This is a genomic window from Streptomyces sp. NPDC008125, assembly GCF_042957125.1.
Taxonomy (GTDB): domain Bacteria; phylum Actinomycetota; class Actinomycetes; order Streptomycetales; family Streptomycetaceae; genus Streptomyces.
Genome location: NZ_JBIBHR010000007.1, coordinates 366,296 through 382,005 on the forward strand (window position 1 = coordinate 366,296; position 15,710 = coordinate 382,005).

Genomic DNA, 15,710 nt, shown 5'->3' on the forward strand with positions numbered 1-15,710 from the left:
GCACCGGCCCCGCCGCGCGTCCACGGCGTACGGCGGACTCGATGCGGGCGACCAGTGAGGACGGCGCCGGGTTGTGCGCGCGCACAGAGAGGGCGCCCTCCTGTCGGCGGAAGGCGGGGCCGGTGTCATCCTCGCCACGACGCGCGGGCTCCCGGCTCGCGGGAAGGGACGAGCGGATGGCGCGGCGCGAGGACGAGCCGGCCCGGGCACTGCTCGGCGCGTTGCTGGCGGGGCCCGTGACACCGGAGTTCGCCGGGCGGGCGGTGGGCGCCCTGGACCTGTCGGCGCACGGGAGGTACGCGGTCGTGGCCTTGCCCGCGGCCGGAAGCCGTGGCCCACGAGGTGGATTCGACGGGCGGGGTACGGGCCAGGGGGGCGACCTGCTCCGGTGGCTCTGGCATCCCGGACCCGAGCGGGACTTCGCCGTCGTGGCCCTCGGTGAGCGGGAACCCGCTTTCCTGGCAGCCCTGTTGAACGGTCTGCGCGTGGGCCGGGCCGGGGTCGGACCGGCCGTCGAGGGGTGGGCCGGGCTGCCCGCGGGCCGACGGCTGGCCGAGGTGGCCCTGCTGTCCTGCCCGCCGGACGGGACGGAGGCCGTAACGCTGGAACGGCGCGTGCCCGCAGCGTTGTTGGCGAGTCAGCCGGAGCTGGCGGGCCTGCTGGTCACGGGCACGCTGGGCTCATTGCTGGCGCTTCCCGACGTGGAACGCGAGGTGCTGGTGGGGACGTTGGACGCGTGGCTGGAGTGCGGCGGGTCGGCGGAGCGGGCGGCGGCCCGGCTGCACTGCCATCGCAATACGGTGCTCAACCGGCTGCGGCGGCTGGAGCGGCTGACCGCGAGGTCGTTGTCGCGGCCGCGTGAACTGGTCGAACTGACTCTGGCGCTGGACGCGTTCCGGCTGGCTCCGCCGGGCGGGCCCGGTGCGGGCGTGCGGCGCCGCACCGGGACCCGGTGACAGTCCGTCGGTCAGCCGAGGTGATCGCGCGCGATGGACTCCGCCGCCCGCTCCAGCAGGGGTCCGGCCTGGGCCATGGAGACGGCGGGGTCGGGCTCGAAGTCCGCCAGGGCGTAGGCGCGCGCGATACCCGCCTTCTCCAAGTCGTCCATGGTCAGGGCCAGTCGGCCGCACACCGCGACGACCTCCACACCGGCGGCGCGGGCCGCCGCCGCGACACCGGCCGGAGCCTTGCCGTGCAGGGTCTGCTCGTCGAGCGATCCCTCGCCGGTGACGACGAGCGTGGCGCGGGCGAGCGCGGGGGCGAACCCCAGCACGTCGAGCATCACCTCGATACCGGGGCGGAACCGGGCCCCCAGCCCGACCAGCGCGCCGTAACCGATGCCCCCGGCCGCACCGGCACCGGGCAACGCGGCCTGTTCGGGGCCGAGCACGGCGGCGTAGCGGGCGAGCGCCGCGTCCAGGACCGCGATGTCCTCGTCGGTGGCGCCCTTCTGGCGTCCGTACACGGCGGGGGCGCCCTTCGGCCCGGTCAGCGGGTTGTCCACGTCGCTGGCGAGGACGAGGTCCACGGAGGCGAGGCGCGGGTCGAGTCCGGAGAGGTCGGCCTCCGCGATGCGCGCGAGTCCGCCGCCGCCGGGGCCGACCGGTGTCCCGTCCTCGTCCAGGAACCGGGCCCCGAGCGCGGTCAGCATGCCCGCGCCGCCGTCCGTGGTGGCGCTGCCGCCCACGCCGAACACGATGGTCCTGGCACCGTCGTCGAGTGCGGCCCGCAGCAGTTCGCCGGAGCCGTAGGTGGTCGCGGTGAGGGGGGCGAACACGCCCGGTGGCAGGTGCTGGAGCCCGGACGCCTCCGCCATCTCCACCACGGCCGTGTCGGAGCGCAGCGCGTACGCGGCATCGACCGGCTCACCGAGCGGACCGGTCACCCGGGCCGTTCTGCGCTCGAATCCGGCGGCGAGCGCGGCGGCGACCGTGCCGTCGCCGCCGTCCGCCACGGGCAGCGTCTCCACCTGCAGGCCGGGAACGACGCGTCGCAGTCCGGCGGTCACCCGCTCCGCGACCTGTGCCGCCGTGAGGGACCCCTTGAACTTGTCCGCCGCGACCAGCACCCGCGCGGTCACCATCTCTGCTGCTCCGTCCGCCACCCTGCATCCTTCGCTATCGAACAGGCTCTCGTGCCGCTCGACCCTATCCGCACCCTGCTGATCTGCCCATACTCCGGGCCCGGCAGCCATCGCGGTCCGGCCCGGAACACGCCCGACGGGCCGCGCGCGAGGCGTGCGGCCCGTCGTGGGAGCCCGTTCGTTCAGGCGGTTCCGGTGAGAGAGGTGAGGTGGGCGAAGACGACGACGTTGGCCGAGTAGCCGGTCTTCTTGTCGAAGCGTCCGCCGCAGGTGAGCAGCCGCAGCTCCGGGCGGTTCGTCGTCCCGTACACCTTGTCGTCGGGGAATGCGCTCTTCTTGTAGGTCTTGACGGTGTCGACGGTGAAGACGGCCGTGCGCCGGTCGGCGCGCCGGACCTTGACGACATCGCCCCCGCGCAGGGCGTTGAGGTTCAGGAAGATGGCGGGTCCTGTCTCGGTGTCCCGGTGGCCGACGATCAGGGCCGTGCCCGCCTCTCCCGGTGACGGCCCGTCCTGGTACCAGCCCGCCACTTTGGGCCGGTCGATCGGCGGGGCGCCCAAACGGCCCTGGGCGTCGAGCTTCAGGCCGACGAGCGGGGCCTCGATGTAGATGGCGGGGATCGCCACCTTCACCGCCCGGGAGGGGCTCAACGCGGGGTGGGATTCCGGGATGCGCTCGGGCATGCGGTGCGGCGCCCTCCGGAACGGCGGCGACCCGCCGCCCGCGGCATCGGAGCCACGGGCGGCGGCATGCGCCGTCGCATCGTCGGACGCATCACCGCATACATGGACGATGCCTGCCACGAGGGAGAAGGTCGTGCACAGCGTCAGAGTGAGACGGCATGCGCGACTCGGCCCTCGGCGCCGCCGTCGCGGAGCGTTACGCCTCGCCACGGGCGCGTCGGCGAGCCGCCCGGCGGGCCAGGACGAGTCCGCCGAGTCCGGCCACCCCCGCCGCCACGGCCGCGGTGGTCCCCGCGCCCGGGCCGGAGTCGCCGTCGTAGCTCGCGGTCTCCAGGGTGGCGACGCCACCGCCGCCCGCGGGGACCCCGCCGGAGGGGCGGTTGCCGGAGGCGGCGGCCGGGGTGTCGGCGATCTCGGTGTCGGCAGCCGTGGTGCCGGAAGCGGCCTGGTTGTCGGCGGCCTGACCGCCGGCCGTCTGGTTACGCTGTCCGCCGCGGCCACCACGGCTGTCGTCGGGGCAGTTGACGACGAAGGTCCGCTGCTTGGTCAGGCTGCCCGGGACGATCCACTGGAGCTGGTAGGTGCCGTCCGGCAGCTGGTACTGCGGGCTGCGGGCCCTGCCCTGCGAGAGGGGAAGCGTGCCGGCCAGCACGTTCCCGGGCGGGACGGTCAGCGGCAGCTCGGTGATGGTCCAGGCGACCGACTGGAGGGTCTCGAAGTTGTTGGCCGACAGCCTGAACTGGCAGATCGAGCCACCGTTCGCACGGCCGTCACGACCCGCGTTGCGGATCTCGACGATGTTGAGGTCGCCGCTGTCGCCGGGGATGGCGAAGGCCTCGGGGGCGCAGGTGAGAGCGATGCCGACGGCCGCCACGAGGGTGCCGGCGCGGAGGGCGTGGGTGCGGGTGGAGGCGGAGATGGACATGCGTGACTCCTCGAAGCCAGAACGATTGTCGTACTAATGGGAGGGGCACTCAAGGGATGTCACAGGTGATCCACAAGAAGGGAACGGCGTGACCGACAACCCGTCAGAAATCCCCCCACCGGCCCATTGGAGGCGGGGGTCGCCGACCGGCTGTGCGTGCGGCAGCCGTCATCGGGCAGGCCGTCGGCCGGCGGTGACGACAGCGGTCACGGGGCGGGGACGGCGGCCCTCTAATCTGGCGCGGTGACCACAACTGACGACTACGCCACCTACATCGCCGGCCTCCCCCGGATCCTGGCGGGCGCCGCCTGCCTCTTCCGCGACACGACGGGCCGGGTCCTGCTGGTCGAGCCGAACTACCGCGAGGGCTGGGCGCTGCCCGGCGGGACGATCGAGTCGGGCACCGGCGAGGGTCCCCGGGCGGGGGCGCGGCGCGAGACCGCCGAGGAGATCGGCCTCGACCTGGAGCCCGGGCGGCTCCTGGTGGTGGACTGGGTACGCGGCCCGGCACGCCCGCCGATCGCGGCGTACCTGTTCGACGGCGGGGTGCTGAGCGAGGCGCAGCTGGCGACGATCGTCCTCCAGGAGGAGGAGCTCCTGTCCTGGAAGCTGGTGGAGCGTTCCGCCCTCCCGGAGCACCTCCTCGGGTCGCTCGGCCCGCGGGTGGAAGCCGCACTGGCCGCGCTCGACTCGGGCACCGGAGCGGTGGAGCTGGAGGACGGCCGGCCGCCCGCCTTCTGAACTGCGGCGCACGCCGGGAAATCCGGTCGTCGGACGGACAGCCGATCCGTAGGCTCCCCCGCATGACTCTCGTGGCGATCCTCAGCGGTGCCGGCGTCTCCACGGACTCCGGCATCCCCGACTACCGCGGCCCGAACGGTGTGTGGACGCGGGACCCGGAGGCCGAGAAGCTCGTCACCCACGACTTCTACATGGCTGATCCGGAGATCCGCCGCCGCTCCTGGCAGATGCGCCGCACCAGTGCGGCGTGGAACGCCGAGCCGAACGCGGCCCACCGCGCCGTGGCGGACCTGGAGCGGTCCGGCACGGCGGTGCGGGTCCTCACGCAGAACGTCGACGGTCTGCACCAGGAGGCGGGGCTCTCCGCCCGCAAGGTCGTCGAGCTCCACGGCACCGCCCGCGAGGTGGTCTGCACCCGGTGCCACGCCCGCTCTCCCATGGCCGACGCGCTGCGCCGGGTGGAGGCGGGCGAGCCGGACCCGGCGTGCACGGTCTGCGGGGGCATCCTCAAGTCGGCGACGGTCATGTTCGGCGAGCGGCTGGACCCGGAGGTGCTGGCGAAGGCGGTGGCGATCGCCAAGGGGTGCGAGGTGTTCGTCGCGGTGGGCACGACGCTGCAGGTCCACCCGGCGGCCGCGCTCGCCGGTCTGGCCGCCGACCACGGGGCCCGGCTGATCATCGTGAACGCGGAACCGACCCCGTACGACGACCGGGCCGACGAGGTCGTGCGCGAGCCGATCGGTACGGCTCTCCCGGCCCTGCTGGAACGGCTGGCGGCGGGCGGGGCGGGCGGCGCCGGCTGAGTCCTCCCGGTGCGGGTGGGGTAGTGTGGAAGGCTGCGAAGGGGAGTAGCCCCGAAAACCGGTCGTCGACACACTGGAATCCCCGGATTCCCGGTGGCCGGGCCCGTGGATCACGGCGGGTGGGCGAGACCTTCGGTCAGGTATGACACACCCGCGCCCCGCGGGTGCTGCGTCGTGCCGGGCCGAGTGGTCCTCCGAAAAGCCCGTGCGGCGCTTCGCGAAGGCCCGGGGCCCGGCTCTCACAGAAAGCCACCCGGAATGCACCTCGACCCCCTGGCGATCATCACCGCCTTCGGGCTGATCTTCCTCGCCGAACTGCCGGACAAGACGATGTTCGCGTCGCTCGCCATGGGCACACGCATGAAGCCCCTCTACGTCTGGTTCGGTACGTCGTCCGCGTTCATCGTCCACGTGGCCATCGCGGTCGGCGCGGGTGGTCTCCTCGGGCTGCTGCCCGACTGGATCGTCAAGTTGGTCTCCGCCCTGCTCTTCGCCTTCGGCGCCTTCATGCTGCTGCGCGGCGGGGGCGACGACGACGACGAGGACGAGGAGGTCAAGACCGTCACCGGTTTCTGGCCGGTCTACGGGACGGCGTTCATGGCCGTCTTCATCAGCGAGTGGGGCGATCTCACCCAGATCACCACGGCCAACCTCGCCGCGAGCAATGGTGCCTGGTCGGTGGCGATCGGTTCGGCCGCCGCGCTGATGTCCGTTTCGGCCCTGGCGCTGCTGGCCGGCCGGTTCATCGCCAAGCGGGTGCCGCTCAAGACCGTCCAGCGGGTCGGCGGGGTGTGCATGCTCGGGCTGGCGATCTGGACGGTGACCGAGATCTTCACCGGCTGACGTCGCCCGCACGGGCATGGACGCGAGAGAGCCCGGTGACCGCTGGTCGGTCACCGGGCTCTCTCGCGTCCATGCCTCAGAACAGCGCCGGGGTGTCGTTCTCCGTGCCGCGTTCGAACGCCAGCAGACGCTGCTTGCGGTCGAGCCCGCCGCCGTATCCGGTGAGGCCCCCCGAAGCACCGATGACCCGGTGGCACGGGACGATGATCGACACCGGATTGCGGCCGTTGGCCAGGCCCACCGCGCGGGAGGCACCGGGCTTGCCGAGCCGCCCGGCCAGTTCGCCGTAGGAGAGCGTCCCGCCGTACGGGATGCGCCGGAGCTCCGCCCAGACGGTCCGCTGGAACGGGGTGCCCTCCAGGTGCAGGGGCAGGTCGAACTCGGTGCGTGTCCCGTCGAAGTACTCCCCCAGCTGGCGGACCGCCTCGGCGAAGGAACCGGCGTCCACCTCCTCCCCGAACGTCTCGCGCGGCGGCTGGTGGCGGTGGTCGGTCATGTACAGGGCACTGAGGACTCCGTCGGTGGCGACGAGGGTGAGCGGGCCGTAGGGGCTGTCGAGCAGGGTGTGGGTCCTGGTGTTCGTGAGGGTGGTGGTGCTCATGGGCTGCTTCCTTCGGGAATCGGAGGGTCGGACGCTCGTCGGGGCCGGGATCACTCGGGCAGCCGGTTGACGGGGTGCCCGTCGACGGTCCACAGGTACTGCACGGCGTACGCCCGCCAGGGCCGCCATCCGGCCGCCCGTGCGGTGAGCGCCGCCGGGGTCGACGGCAGCCCCAGCCGCTCGGCCGCGCGCCGGATGCCCAGGTCGGTCGGGCAGAAGGCGTCCGGGTCGCCGAGGGCCCGCATGGCGATCACCTCCACCGTCCACGGCCCGAACCCGGGCAGCGCGGTGAGCGCGGCACGGGCCTCGCCCCAGTCGGTGTCGGCTGCGTCCAGCCGGAGCGAGCCGCCGGCGAGCGCACCGACGAGGGTGGTCAGCGTGGTGCGCCGGGAGCGTGGCAGGGCGAGCGCCTCGGGGTCCAGCCCGGCCAGCGCCTCCGGTGTCGGGAAGAGGTGGGTGAGCCCGCCCTCGGAGTCCTCCACGGGCTTCCCGTGCGCCGTGACCAGGCGGGCGGCATGGGTGCGGGCGGCGGCGGTGGAGACCTGCTGGCCCAGTACGGCGCGTACGGCGAACTCCGCGCCGTCCACCGTGCGCGGCACCCGGCGCCCGGGGGCCGCGTCCACCAGAGGCGCGAGCAGCGGGTCGGTGCGCAGCTGGCCGTCCACGGCGACCGGGTCCGCGTCCAGGTCGAGCAGGCGGCGGCAGCGGCTGATGGCGAGGGTGAGGTCGCGGGGGTCGGTGAGCTGGAGACGGCAGGCGATGTGGTCGGGGCGCGGGGAGAGCGCCACGATGCCGTGGCCGTGCGGGAGGGCGAGGGTGCGCCGGTAGGCGCCGTCGCGCCACTCCTCCACGCCGGGGACGGCGGTGGCGACGAGGTGGCCGAAGAGGTTGCTGGGGTTGAGCGGGGCGCGGTACGGCAGCCGAAGCGCTATCACGCCGGGTGTGGCGGCGGCCCTGCTGCCGCGTTCGGCGCGGGTGCGGAGTTCGCCGGGGGCGAGGGCGAAGACCTCGCGGACCGTCTCGTTGAAGGTGCGGATGGAGGAGAACCCGGCGGCGAACGCCACCTCGGCCATCGGCAGCGCGGTCGTCTCGATGAGGACCCGGGCGGTCTGTGCCCGCTGGGCGCGGGCCAGGGCCAGCGGGCCGGCTCCGAGTTCGGCCAGGAGCTGGCGTTCGATCTGGCGGGCGGAGTAGCCGAGGCGGGCGGCGAGCCCGGGAACGCCCTCGCGGTCGACCACCCCGTCCTGGATGAGGCGCATGGCGCGGGCGACGGAGTCGGCGCGGGCGTTCCACTCCGGGGAGCCGGGGCTGGTGTCGGGCCGGCAGCGCTTGCAGGCCCGGAAACCGGCCTGCTGGCAGGCGGCCGCGCTGGGGTAGAAGGTCATGTTCTCGACCTTGGGCGGCACGACGGGGCAGCTGGGACGGCAGTAGATCCGGGTGGTCAGGACCGCCGTGAAGAACCATCCGTCGAAGCGGGCGTCCTTGGACTGGACGGCCCGCACGCAGCGCTCGGTGTCGGTGTGCATGCTTCAAGCATCGGTCACCCGGGAGCCCGGGGCTGGCGGAAATCCGACATGGAGGTCGCGCGGGGTTCCGGCGCCCGGACGACCGGGTGGCTGCGGGCCTGCCGCTTCCGCCCGCACCCGACCCGGGACCGCCCGGGCCGTCGCTGAGCGGGAGGCGCGGCGGACCTGCCGGGGAGGGTCGGCGTGCGCGCGCCCCCGGTTCACCGTGCGGCGCGCAGGCTGCGCCAGACCGCCCGCGCGGCGTGGTGGCCGGACATGCCGTGGACGCCGGGGCCGGGCGGGGTGGCCGAGGAGCAGAGGAAGACCGCCGGGTGGGCGGTGGCGTACGGGACGCGGGCGAGCTTGGGGCGGATGACGGTCTGGAGACCGGCGAAGGCGCCGCAGGCGATGTCGCCCCCGACGTAGTTGGCGTTGTGCGCGGCGAGCTCCCGCGGTCCGGCGACGGCCCGGGCCAGCACCAGGTCGCGGAACCCGGGTGCGAAGCGCTCCAGCTGGCGCTCGATGACCTCGGTGGCGTCGCCCTCCCAACGTGCCGGGACGTGTCCGTACACCCAGAAGACGTGGTGCCCCTCGGGGGCGCGGGTGGGGTCGGCCAGGCTCGGCTGGGCGGTGATCAGGAACGGGACGCTGGGGTCACGGCCCTCGACCGCGGCGCGGAGCGCGGCGTCGATCTCGGGGGCGGTCGGTCCGACGTGGACGGTCCCGGCGCGCCGGGCCTCCTCGGCGGTCCAGGGGACCGGTCCGGAGAGCGCGTAGTCGATCTTGAAGGTGGCGGCACCGTAGCGGTAGTGGCGGTAGGCGTTGCCGAGTCCGGCGATTCTGGCGAGCGCGGTCGGCGAGGTGTCGAAGACGTAGGCGCGGGCGGGCGGCAGCTCGTCCAGGCGCTTGACCTCGATGCCGGTGCGGATGGTGCCGCCCTGGCCGCGCAGGTACGAGGCGAGGGCGTCGGAGATCGACTGCGAGCCGCCCCGGGGCACCGGCCAGCCGTTGGCGTGCGCGGCGAGCGCGAAGAGCAGCGCGATCCCGCCGGTGGCCACCCCGGAGGTGGGGGCGATGGCGTGCGCGGCGAGCCCGGCGAGGAGGGCGCGGGCCTTCTCGTCGCGGAAGCGGCGGGAGAGCAGCGTGGCGGGCTGGAGGGCGTCGAGGCCGAAGCGCACCCAGCGGTACGGGTCGCGGGGCAGGCCGAGCCAGGGGGTGCGCAGGAAGTCCTGGGCGAGGGTCTCCCAGTGGCCGATGTAGGGGGCGACGAGCCGGCGGTAGGCGCCCGCGTCCCGGGCACCGAGCGAGGCGGCGGTCTCGCCCACCGACCGGTTGAGGACGGCTGCCGTGCCGTCCGGGAAGGGGTGGGCGAGGGCGAGTTCCGGCTGGATCCACTCCAGCCCGTGGTCGGCGAGCGGCATTCCGGCGAACGCCGGGGAGCCGATGCCGAGCGGGTGGACGGCGGAGCAGGGGTCGTGGCGGTAGCCGGGGAGGGTCAGTTCACGGGTGCGGGCGCCGCCGCCGACCGTGTCGGCCGCTTCGAAGACCTCCACCGTGTGACCGCGGCGGGCCAGTTCGGCGGCGGCGGTCAGTCCGTTGGGCCCGGCCCCCACGACGACTGCGTCAAGCATCGGTGACACTCTGGGACTCCTTCGCGGGGCGGCGGGACAGCCCGTGGGGAACCAGGATATTCCCGCGCGCGGCCGGCGTACGCGTGGGTACCCTCCGCTCCGATGACTGACTCCGTGGAAAAGACCGCGTCCGCCGTCGCCGCCATGGCCGCCCGCCTGGTCACCGTGGACGGAGTCCGTGCCGTCGCCTTGGGCGGCAGCCGGGCCCGTGGCACCCATCGCCCCGACTCCGACTGGGATCTGGGCCTCTACTACCGGGGTTCGCCCGATCTCGACGCGCTGATCGCCCTCGCTTCCGAGGCGCAGGGAGCAGCCGCGACGGTGGAAGGGCCGGGCAGTTGGGGTCCCTGGGTGAACGGGGGCGGGTGGCTGCGGGTCGACGGCGTCGCGGTGGACTGGATCCTGCGCGACCTGGACCGGGTGGAAGCGGTCTGGGCCGACTGCCGGGAGGGACGGTACGAAGTCGGGGTGCAGCCGGGACATCCGCTGGGCTTCTGGTCGCCGTGCTATCCGGGAGAGGTCGCGCTCGGACGCGTACTCGCCGACCCCGCAGAAGAACTGACGCGCCTTCAGAATCAAGTCCGTCTGTATCCGGAGCCGTTGCGGCGGGTTCTGGCGGACGGAGCGTGGGAGGCGGAGTTCCTGGTGGGCTCGGCCGCGAAGTCCGCCCCGGCGGGCGACACCCTCCACGTGGCCCTCTGCCTGTCGCGGGCGTTCGGGATTCTCGCCCAGGCGCTGCACGGGCACCACCGCACCTGGTGCCTGAACGAGAAGGGCGCGCTGGCCGCGGCGGCGGCGCTGCCGGAGACCCCGCCCGGTTTCGCGGAGCGGGTGGCCTCCGCGCTGCGCGACCTCGGCCCGGTGGCGGTGGAGACGGCCCGGGACGTGGTGCGGGAGGTGCGGGAGGTGCTGGCGCGCGGGAGGGCCTGAGCGGGGGCGCGGTCGCACCGCAGGGCGCCGGGGGACGCCGTGTGGCGCCGTGTGGCGCCGTGTCGCGCCGTGTCGCGCCGTGTCGCGCCGTGTGGCGCCGGGGCGCCAGGGGGAGGCCGGGGTGCGTGGGACGCCGTGTGGTGCCTGGGGGCGTGCCGTGGCGTCAGACGTTGCTGAGCAGGGCCTCGCGGATGCGGGCGACGGTGGCCTCGTCCCGGCCGACCGCGAACGGCAGGTCGTTGTCGCCGGCCAGCCTGAAGCGCGCGCCGGACAGCGTGGCGTGGGACCCGCCGGCCTCGGCGACCAGCAGCAGCCCCGCCGCGTGGTCCCAGGCGAACTCCCAGTTGAAGGCGAGTGCGTCGAGGTCGCCCCGGGCGACGGCCAGGTACTCCAGCCCGGCCGAACCGCAGGCCCGGGCGTCGACGCCCTCGGTCCGCAGGCCGAGCAGGGCGCGCTTCTGTTCGTCGGTGGTGAAGTCGGGGTGGGACATCGCGACCCTCAGTACGGCGCCGGGCTCGGGCGAGCCGGACCGGAGCGGCGCCCCGTTGAGCGTGGCGCCCCTGCCGCGTACCGCGACGGCCATCTCCTGGAGCACGGGGGCGTACGTCCACGAGGCGATGAGCTCACCGTGGTGGGCGAGGGCGACGAGGGTGCAGAATCCGGACTCGCCGCGGACGAACTGGCGGGTGCCGTCCACGGGGTCCACGATCCACACCGGCGCGTCCCCGGACAGCGCGCCGTACACGGCCGGATCGGCGTGCACCGCCTCCTCGCCGACCACCACCGAACCCGGCAGGATGCGGGTCAGCGCGGCGGTGAGGTGCTTCTCCGCCTCCCGGTCGGCGCTGGTGACGAGGTCGTGCGGACCGCTCTTCTCGATGATGTCGTCGGCGGCGAGCTTGCGGTGGCGCGGCATGATCTCCGTGGCCACCGCCTCGCGTACCGCCTCCTCGACCAGCGCCACCTGCCCGACGCTCCCGGCGCCTCCGGTGCTCCCGGCGTTCCGTGCGTTCTCGGCGAGAAAGTCATCGATCATGTCTCCCAGCTAAGCACGGTCCGGCCGCACCCCCGAAAGCGGACAGGTTTCCGGGCCGTGAAACCCCCTGTCCGGGGACGAGCACGGGGGCGGGACCGCGCCGGGGTACCGGCGAGCCCCGCCCCGGGGCCCGTCAGGCTTCGAGCCTCATGTACAGGCGGGTGCCTTGCGGCCGGTAGCCGACGCGCTCGTACACGCGGCGTGAGCCCTCACCGGAGAACTCCAGCCAGACCGACTCGGCACCCCGGCCGAACATCGCTCCGGTCAGCGCGGCCGTGACCGCGCCGGCGATGCCCCGGCCCCGGAAGGCGGGGCGGGTGCCGACGCCGGCGAGTTCGGCGGTCCCCACCGCCGGGGCGGAGCAGGAGGCGCCGCCCGCGCAGCTTCCGTCGGGCGCCCGGACGAATCGGACGCCCCCGCCGCTCTCCTGCGTGCGCCGGAGCCGGGCGGTGCCGTGCGCGGTGGGGGCGAAGGCTCCCTCGAAGGACTCCGAGAGAGCGGCGTCGACCGCCGCGTACTCCTCCTCCGAGACCGGCGTCTCCACGAGCAGGGCGGTGCCCCCGCCGCCCGAGGACCGCGGGATCAGCGTGGCGGGGGTGCAGACCAGGTACGGGTGCACCTCCTCGACGGTGAAGCCGGCACCCCGCAGCGCCGCCTCCACGGCGGGGGCGGCGTCGGGTGCGAACTCCAGGCGCGGCAGCAGACCGCGCTCGCGGAAGGTCCCGACAAGAGCCCGGACATCGTCGGGGGTCGGCCGGGCGCCGGGCAGCGGGGTGGCGTAGTTGACGTAGGGGCTGGGTGTGGCCGGGTCGAATCCAGCGACGAATCCGCCGGTCTCCACGGCGACGGGACGGCGCCGGAGATGGGCGACGGCAAAGCTCTGGACGTGGGTGTCCATGATGGTGGTGACCTCACGAAGGTGACAGGGAGGGAACGCGTCGCGCACGGCCCGTGACGGGCGTGCGGAGCCGCGCTTGCTTGGGTGTCGTGCCTGCTCCGGGCAGGGAGAGGCGGCGGTGCACCGGGCACCGCATCGTGGGGCCGCCGTGTTGCGTGGCGTGGTACCGGCCCGCAGGTGCCGCCGGGGCGGACCTGTCAGTACCGACGACGGCCGCTGAGGGACGTCGTGGACAATTGGCTCATTCCTTAGCGATCCGCCTGTACGGGCCCGGAGGGGACCCGCACGCCGTGAGGCGGGGCAAGCCTGCCACTGCGCCTGCGGGCGCGCAATCTCTTTTCCGGGGCGCGCGGCCGCCGTCCCGGGCGGGAGCAGCACCGGTCCTCGCGGCCCTGCCCTTCCCGCGCAGGCACCACCGGCCGGCCCCGCTCGCGACTGCCGGTTGGCGTCATCGGCGGGGTCCGTCCTACGGTCGAGGGGTCGGCAACCCCCGACACGACCCCCACGACCCCGGAGATGTGCGACATGGCGAAGATCTTGTTTGTGGTGACGGGCGCGGACCACTGGACCCTGGCGGACGGCAGCAAGCACCCCACCGGCTTCTGGGCCGAGGAGGCCGTCGCCCCGTACGAGGCGTTCAAGGCGGCCGGTCACGAGGTCGTCGTCGCCACCCCGGGCGGGGTCGAGCCGACCGTGGACCGGGGGAGTCTCGCCCCGGAGGTCAACGGCGGTCAGGAGAACGCGGACCGGATCGCCGCGACGCTGGCCGGCATGGACGAGCTCCGTACGCCGCTGGCCCTGGACGACGTCCGGCTGGACGAGTACGACGCGGTGTTCTATCCCGGCGGACACGGCCCCATGGAGGACCTCGCCGTCGACCCCGTGTCCGGCGAACTCCTGACCCGCGCACTGGATTCGGGCAAGCCGCTCGGCGTGGTGTGCCACGCCCCGGCCGCCCTGCTCGCCGCGAAGCGCCCGGACGGTTCCCCCACGTTCGCCGGATACCGGCTGACCGGGTTCACCAATGCGGAGGAGACCCAGGCGGGCTTCGCGGACAAGGCGCGCTGGCTGCTCCAGGACCGGCTGGTGGAACTGGGCGCGGACTTCCGGGAGAGCGACCCGTGGGCACCGTACGTGGTCACCGACCGGAACCTGGTCACGGGTCAGAACCCGGCCTCCTCCGCCCCGTTGGCCGCCGAACTGGTCAAGAGGCTCGGCTGATCGTCCCGGTCCGTTCGGCCCGGCCCGGCTCGACCCGGCTCGGGCACCTGCCGCGGGGGGTGTCAGTACCAGTCGCGGTGGGCGGGCGGCTGGCAGAGCTCCAGGATCACGTCGCCCGCTTCCGGCTCCTCGGCGGGAAGCGGGCGCACGCGGGCGCCGACCTCCACCAGGTGCGGAGCGGCTCCGACCACTTGGCAGCGGAAGACGAACCCTTCCGGGAAGCGGACCAAGGACTCGTTGCGGGCGTCTTCGGTGTAACGGTGGACGACCGCGGTCCGTACGACGACCCCGTCACCGGAGCTGCGCTCCGGGGCGAAGTCGCTCGACGCACAGACCGGGCAGAGCAGCCGGCGGAAGGAGGCCGTCCCGCACCAGCGGCAACGCTGATAAGGCAGCCCCGTCTCTTCGACCACCTGGTGCGCGGTGCCACTTGCTGACTGGAACATGTCGGGACCCCCTGCGCTCGGCTCGAACGCGCCGCACCTCGACAGCGGCGCGTCCGCACCATATGGCACTCAGTGCCTGACGGTAAAGACACTGAGTGCCCATTGTTGCATTCGGTTGCCCCGGCCCCGCGTTCGGCCATGTTCTGTTCTCGCGTTCACCACTCCCCCACGGCCCCCGCGTTCAGCTCTCCCCCACCGCCGCCTCGATCTGCTGGACGACCCTCCACATCGGGGTTCCGCGCTGCGCCACCATGACGATCACGTCCCGCGCGGAGCTCTCCGCGCCCCCTGCGCCGCCCACCTCGAACACGCCCGGCACTGCGGTGCGCACTACCGGTCCCGCCGGGGCGGACCAGAGCTCGCGCACCATGTCGAGGGCGTTGTCGACGGCCGCGCGGGCATTCCCCTCGCCACCCGAACGCAGCCAGAGACGGAGGCCGTTGTTGTGCGCGGCCGCCACCGAGGCGGCGGCCACCTCGGCCCGCAGGACCCCGTCGGGCAGGGTGCGGTAGGCGTGCCGGAGGTAGCCCGCGAAGATCTGTTCGTACCGCCGCACGACGGAGAGCTCGTAGGCCCGCAGCCCCGGCACCTCACGGGTCAACCGGTAGCGCCGGACGGAGAATTCGGGCTTCGCCGCATACATGTCCAGCACGATCCGCGCCGCGTCGCAGACCGTGCCGATCGGGTCGGCGGCGTCCCGGCCGTCCGCGATCTCCGCGGCTTCCGCGGCGGCGAGGAAGGCGGTCGTCTCGGCGAGGCAGCTCTCGTGGTCCGGGAAGACCACGTCGTCCTTCGACGGGAAGTAGCGGAAGAACGACCGGCGTCCGACCCCGGCGCGCGCGACGATGTCGTCCACCGTGGTCCGTTCGAAGCCCCTCTCCATGAAGAGCTCGAACGCCGCCTCGGCGAGCGCCTCCCGCATGGGGGCCTTCTTCGCTGGTCTGCGCGCATCGGTCATGCCGCGCAACGTAGCACCGGACACCCCGATCTGGCACTGCGTACCTTTACAGAGGGTACTGAGTGTCATAATCTCGACACTACGAACACCACCAGGTAGGAGAGCCGTCGTGAGCTTGAGGATCGTTGTCTGTGTGAAGTACGTGCCCGACGCGACCGGTGACCGGGGGTTCGCCGATGATCTGACGGTGGACCGTGAGGACGTGGACGGTCTGCTGTCGGAGCTGGACGAGTACGCGGTCGAGCAGGCGTTGCAGATCGCGGACGCGGCGGACGATGCGGAGGTCACCGTGGTGACGGTGGGTCCGGAGGACGCGAAGGACGCGTTGCGCAAGGCGTTGTCGATGGGTGCGGACAAGGCGGTGCACGTCGAGGACGATGCTGTGCACGGCAGTGACGTGATGGGG

17 protein-coding genes are annotated in these 15,710 nt (G+C 73.6%); 7 read left to right on the plus strand and 10 right to left on the minus strand.

Features of this window, described 5'->3' with window-relative positions; all coding sequences use genetic code 11:
* The first annotated feature begins 176 nt into the window (after positions 1-176).
* A complete protein-coding gene (locus ACFZAX_RS15230; RefSeq protein ID WP_390961892.1) occupies positions 177-956 on the plus strand; it encodes a helix-turn-helix domain-containing protein in 780 nt (259 codons plus the stop codon).
* An 11-nt stretch (positions 957-967) separates the two neighbouring features.
* Here the strand turns inward: ACFZAX_RS15230 and ACFZAX_RS15235 are convergent, their stop codons facing one another.
* From ACFZAX_RS15235 to ACFZAX_RS15245, 3 genes are all read right to left on the minus strand, one after another.
* On the minus strand, positions 968-2,083 hold the full coding sequence (locus ACFZAX_RS15235; protein ID WP_390961938.1) for a glycerate kinase: 1,116 nt from the start codon (positions 2,081-2,083) through the stop codon (positions 968-970).
* 182 nt (positions 2,084-2,265) lie between these two features.
* The gene (locus tag ACFZAX_RS15240; protein WP_390961940.1) at positions 2,266-2,913 is read right to left on the minus strand and encodes a class F sortase; all 648 of its coding nucleotides are present in this window, start codon (positions 2,911-2,913) and stop codon (positions 2,266-2,268) included.
* 49 nt (positions 2,914-2,962) lie between these two features.
* Positions 2,963-3,691, minus strand: a complete 729-nt coding sequence (locus tag ACFZAX_RS15245; RefSeq protein ID WP_390961893.1) for a hypothetical protein — start codon at positions 3,689-3,691, stop codon at positions 2,963-2,965.
* A gap of 243 nt (positions 3,692-3,934) precedes the next feature.
* Between ACFZAX_RS15245 and ACFZAX_RS15250 the strand changes: the two genes are divergently transcribed.
* The 3 genes from ACFZAX_RS15250 (at position 3,935) to ACFZAX_RS15260 (ending at position 6,078) form a co-directional block, all read left to right on the plus strand.
* Positions 3,935-4,432: an NUDIX domain-containing protein gene (locus tag ACFZAX_RS15250; protein WP_390961894.1), complete on the plus strand. Its 498-nt coding sequence runs from the start codon at positions 3,935-3,937 to the stop codon at positions 4,430-4,432.
* A 62-nt stretch (positions 4,433-4,494) separates the two neighbouring features.
* Positions 4,495-5,235, plus strand: coding sequence for a Sir2 family NAD-dependent protein deacetylase (locus tag ACFZAX_RS15255; protein WP_390961895.1), 741 nt, complete (start codon positions 4,495-4,497; stop codon positions 5,233-5,235).
* A 258-nt stretch (positions 5,236-5,493) separates the two neighbouring features.
* Positions 5,494-6,078: a TMEM165/GDT1 family protein gene (locus tag ACFZAX_RS15260; protein ID WP_390961896.1), complete on the plus strand. Its 585-nt coding sequence runs from the start codon at positions 5,494-5,496 to the stop codon at positions 6,076-6,078.
* Positions 6,079-6,154: 76 nt separating this feature from the next.
* Here ACFZAX_RS15260 and ACFZAX_RS15265 read toward each other — a convergent pair whose 3' ends face one another.
* From ACFZAX_RS15265 to ACFZAX_RS15275, 3 genes are all read right to left on the minus strand, one after another.
* Positions 6,155-6,679 (minus strand): methylated-DNA--[protein]-cysteine S-methyltransferase, encoded by a 525-nt coding sequence (locus ACFZAX_RS15265; RefSeq protein ID WP_390961898.1) that lies wholly within the window; start codon positions 6,677-6,679, stop codon positions 6,155-6,157.
* A gap of 50 nt (positions 6,680-6,729) precedes the next feature.
* The gene (locus ACFZAX_RS15270) at positions 6,730-8,205 is read right to left on the minus strand and encodes an AlkA N-terminal domain-containing protein (protein WP_390961899.1); all 1,476 of its coding nucleotides are present in this window, start codon (positions 8,203-8,205) and stop codon (positions 6,730-6,732) included.
* Between the two features lie 200 nt (positions 8,206-8,405).
* On the minus strand, positions 8,406-9,824 hold the full coding sequence (locus tag ACFZAX_RS15275) for an NAD(P)-binding protein (protein WP_390961901.1): 1,419 nt from the start codon (positions 9,822-9,824) through the stop codon (positions 8,406-8,408).
* A gap of 93 nt (positions 9,825-9,917) precedes the next feature.
* On the opposite strand from ACFZAX_RS15275, the gene ACFZAX_RS15280 reads away from it, so the two are divergent.
* On the plus strand, positions 9,918-10,745 hold the full coding sequence (locus tag ACFZAX_RS15280; RefSeq protein WP_390961902.1) for a nucleotidyltransferase domain-containing protein: 828 nt from the start codon (positions 9,918-9,920) through the stop codon (positions 10,743-10,745).
* Positions 10,746-10,908: 163 nt separating this feature from the next.
* On the opposite strand, the gene ACFZAX_RS15285 is transcribed toward ACFZAX_RS15280, so the two are convergent.
* Positions 10,909-11,781 carry an inositol monophosphatase family protein gene (locus tag ACFZAX_RS15285; RefSeq protein WP_390961903.1) on the minus strand — a complete coding sequence of 291 codons (873 nt, stop codon included), beginning with the start codon at positions 11,779-11,781 and terminating at the stop codon, positions 10,909-10,911.
* Between the two features lie 133 nt (positions 11,782-11,914).
* The gene (locus ACFZAX_RS15290) at positions 11,915-12,679 is read right to left on the minus strand and encodes a GNAT family N-acetyltransferase (RefSeq protein WP_390961904.1); all 765 of its coding nucleotides are present in this window, start codon (positions 12,677-12,679) and stop codon (positions 11,915-11,917) included.
* Positions 12,680-13,204: 525 nt separating this feature from the next.
* Here ACFZAX_RS15290 and ACFZAX_RS15295 point away from each other — a divergent pair.
* A complete protein-coding gene (locus tag ACFZAX_RS15295) occupies positions 13,205-13,900 on the plus strand; it encodes a DJ-1/PfpI family protein (protein WP_390961905.1) in 696 nt (231 codons plus the stop codon).
* Positions 13,901-13,962: 62 nt separating this feature from the next.
* On the opposite strand, the gene ACFZAX_RS15300 is transcribed toward ACFZAX_RS15295, so the two are convergent.
* Together ACFZAX_RS15300 and ACFZAX_RS15305 are read right to left on the minus strand one after the other, a co-directional pair.
* Positions 13,963-14,346 carry a zinc ribbon domain-containing protein gene (locus tag ACFZAX_RS15300; RefSeq protein WP_390961907.1) on the minus strand — a complete coding sequence of 128 codons (384 nt, stop codon included), beginning with the start codon at positions 14,344-14,346 and terminating at the stop codon, positions 13,963-13,965.
* 181 nt (positions 14,347-14,527) lie between these two features.
* Positions 14,528-15,304 (minus strand): TetR family transcriptional regulator, encoded by a 777-nt coding sequence (locus ACFZAX_RS15305; RefSeq protein ID WP_390961909.1) that lies wholly within the window; start codon positions 15,302-15,304, stop codon positions 14,528-14,530.
* Positions 15,305-15,413: 109 nt separating this feature from the next.
* On the opposite strand from ACFZAX_RS15305, the gene ACFZAX_RS15310 reads away from it, so the two are divergent.
* Positions 15,414-15,710: electron transfer flavoprotein subunit beta/FixA family protein (locus tag ACFZAX_RS15310; RefSeq protein WP_390961910.1), on the plus strand; the 297-nt coding region annotated here is incomplete at its 3' end.

What these genes read in the sequence shown, in the direction of transcription:
- ACFZAX_RS15260 (WP_390961896.1), top strand. Translation starts at nt 5,494, where the DNA reads ATGCACCTCGACCCCCTGGCGATCATCACCGCCTTCGGGCTGATCTTC.
- ACFZAX_RS15305 (WP_390961909.1), bottom strand. Translation starts at nt 15,304, where the DNA reads ATGACCGATGCGCGCAGACCAGCGAAGAAGGCCCCCATGCGGGAGGCG.
- ACFZAX_RS15245 (WP_390961893.1), bottom strand. Translation starts at nt 3,691, where the DNA reads ATGTCCATCTCCGCCTCCACCCGCACCCACGCCCTCCGCGCCGGCACC.
- ACFZAX_RS15295 (WP_390961905.1), top strand. Translation starts at nt 13,205, where the DNA reads ATGGCGAAGATCTTGTTTGTGGTGACGGGCGCGGACCACTGGACCCTG.
- ACFZAX_RS15300 (WP_390961907.1), bottom strand. Translation starts at nt 14,346, where the DNA reads ATGTTCCAGTCAGCAAGTGGCACCGCGCACCAGGTGGTCGAAGAGACG.
- ACFZAX_RS15285 (WP_390961903.1), bottom strand. Translation starts at nt 11,781, where the DNA reads ATGATCGATGACTTTCTCGCCGAGAACGCACGGAACGCCGGGAGCACC.
- ACFZAX_RS15265 (WP_390961898.1), bottom strand. Translation starts at nt 6,679, where the DNA reads ATGAGCACCACCACCCTCACGAACACCAGGACCCACACCCTGCTCGAC.
- ACFZAX_RS15235 (WP_390961938.1), bottom strand. Translation starts at nt 2,083, where the DNA reads ATGGTGACCGCGCGGGTGCTGGTCGCGGCGGACAAGTTCAAGGGGTCC.
- ACFZAX_RS15270 (WP_390961899.1), bottom strand. Translation starts at nt 8,205, where the DNA reads ATGCACACCGACACCGAGCGCTGCGTGCGGGCCGTCCAGTCCAAGGAC.
- ACFZAX_RS15290 (WP_390961904.1), bottom strand. Translation starts at nt 12,679, where the DNA reads ATGGACACCCACGTCCAGAGCTTTGCCGTCGCCCATCTCCGGCGCCGT.
- ACFZAX_RS15255 (WP_390961895.1), top strand. Translation starts at nt 4,495, where the DNA reads ATGACTCTCGTGGCGATCCTCAGCGGTGCCGGCGTCTCCACGGACTCC.
- ACFZAX_RS15280 (WP_390961902.1), top strand. Translation starts at nt 9,918, where the DNA reads ATGACTGACTCCGTGGAAAAGACCGCGTCCGCCGTCGCCGCCATGGCC.
- ACFZAX_RS15230 (WP_390961892.1), top strand. Translation starts at nt 177, where the DNA reads ATGGCGCGGCGCGAGGACGAGCCGGCCCGGGCACTGCTCGGCGCGTTG.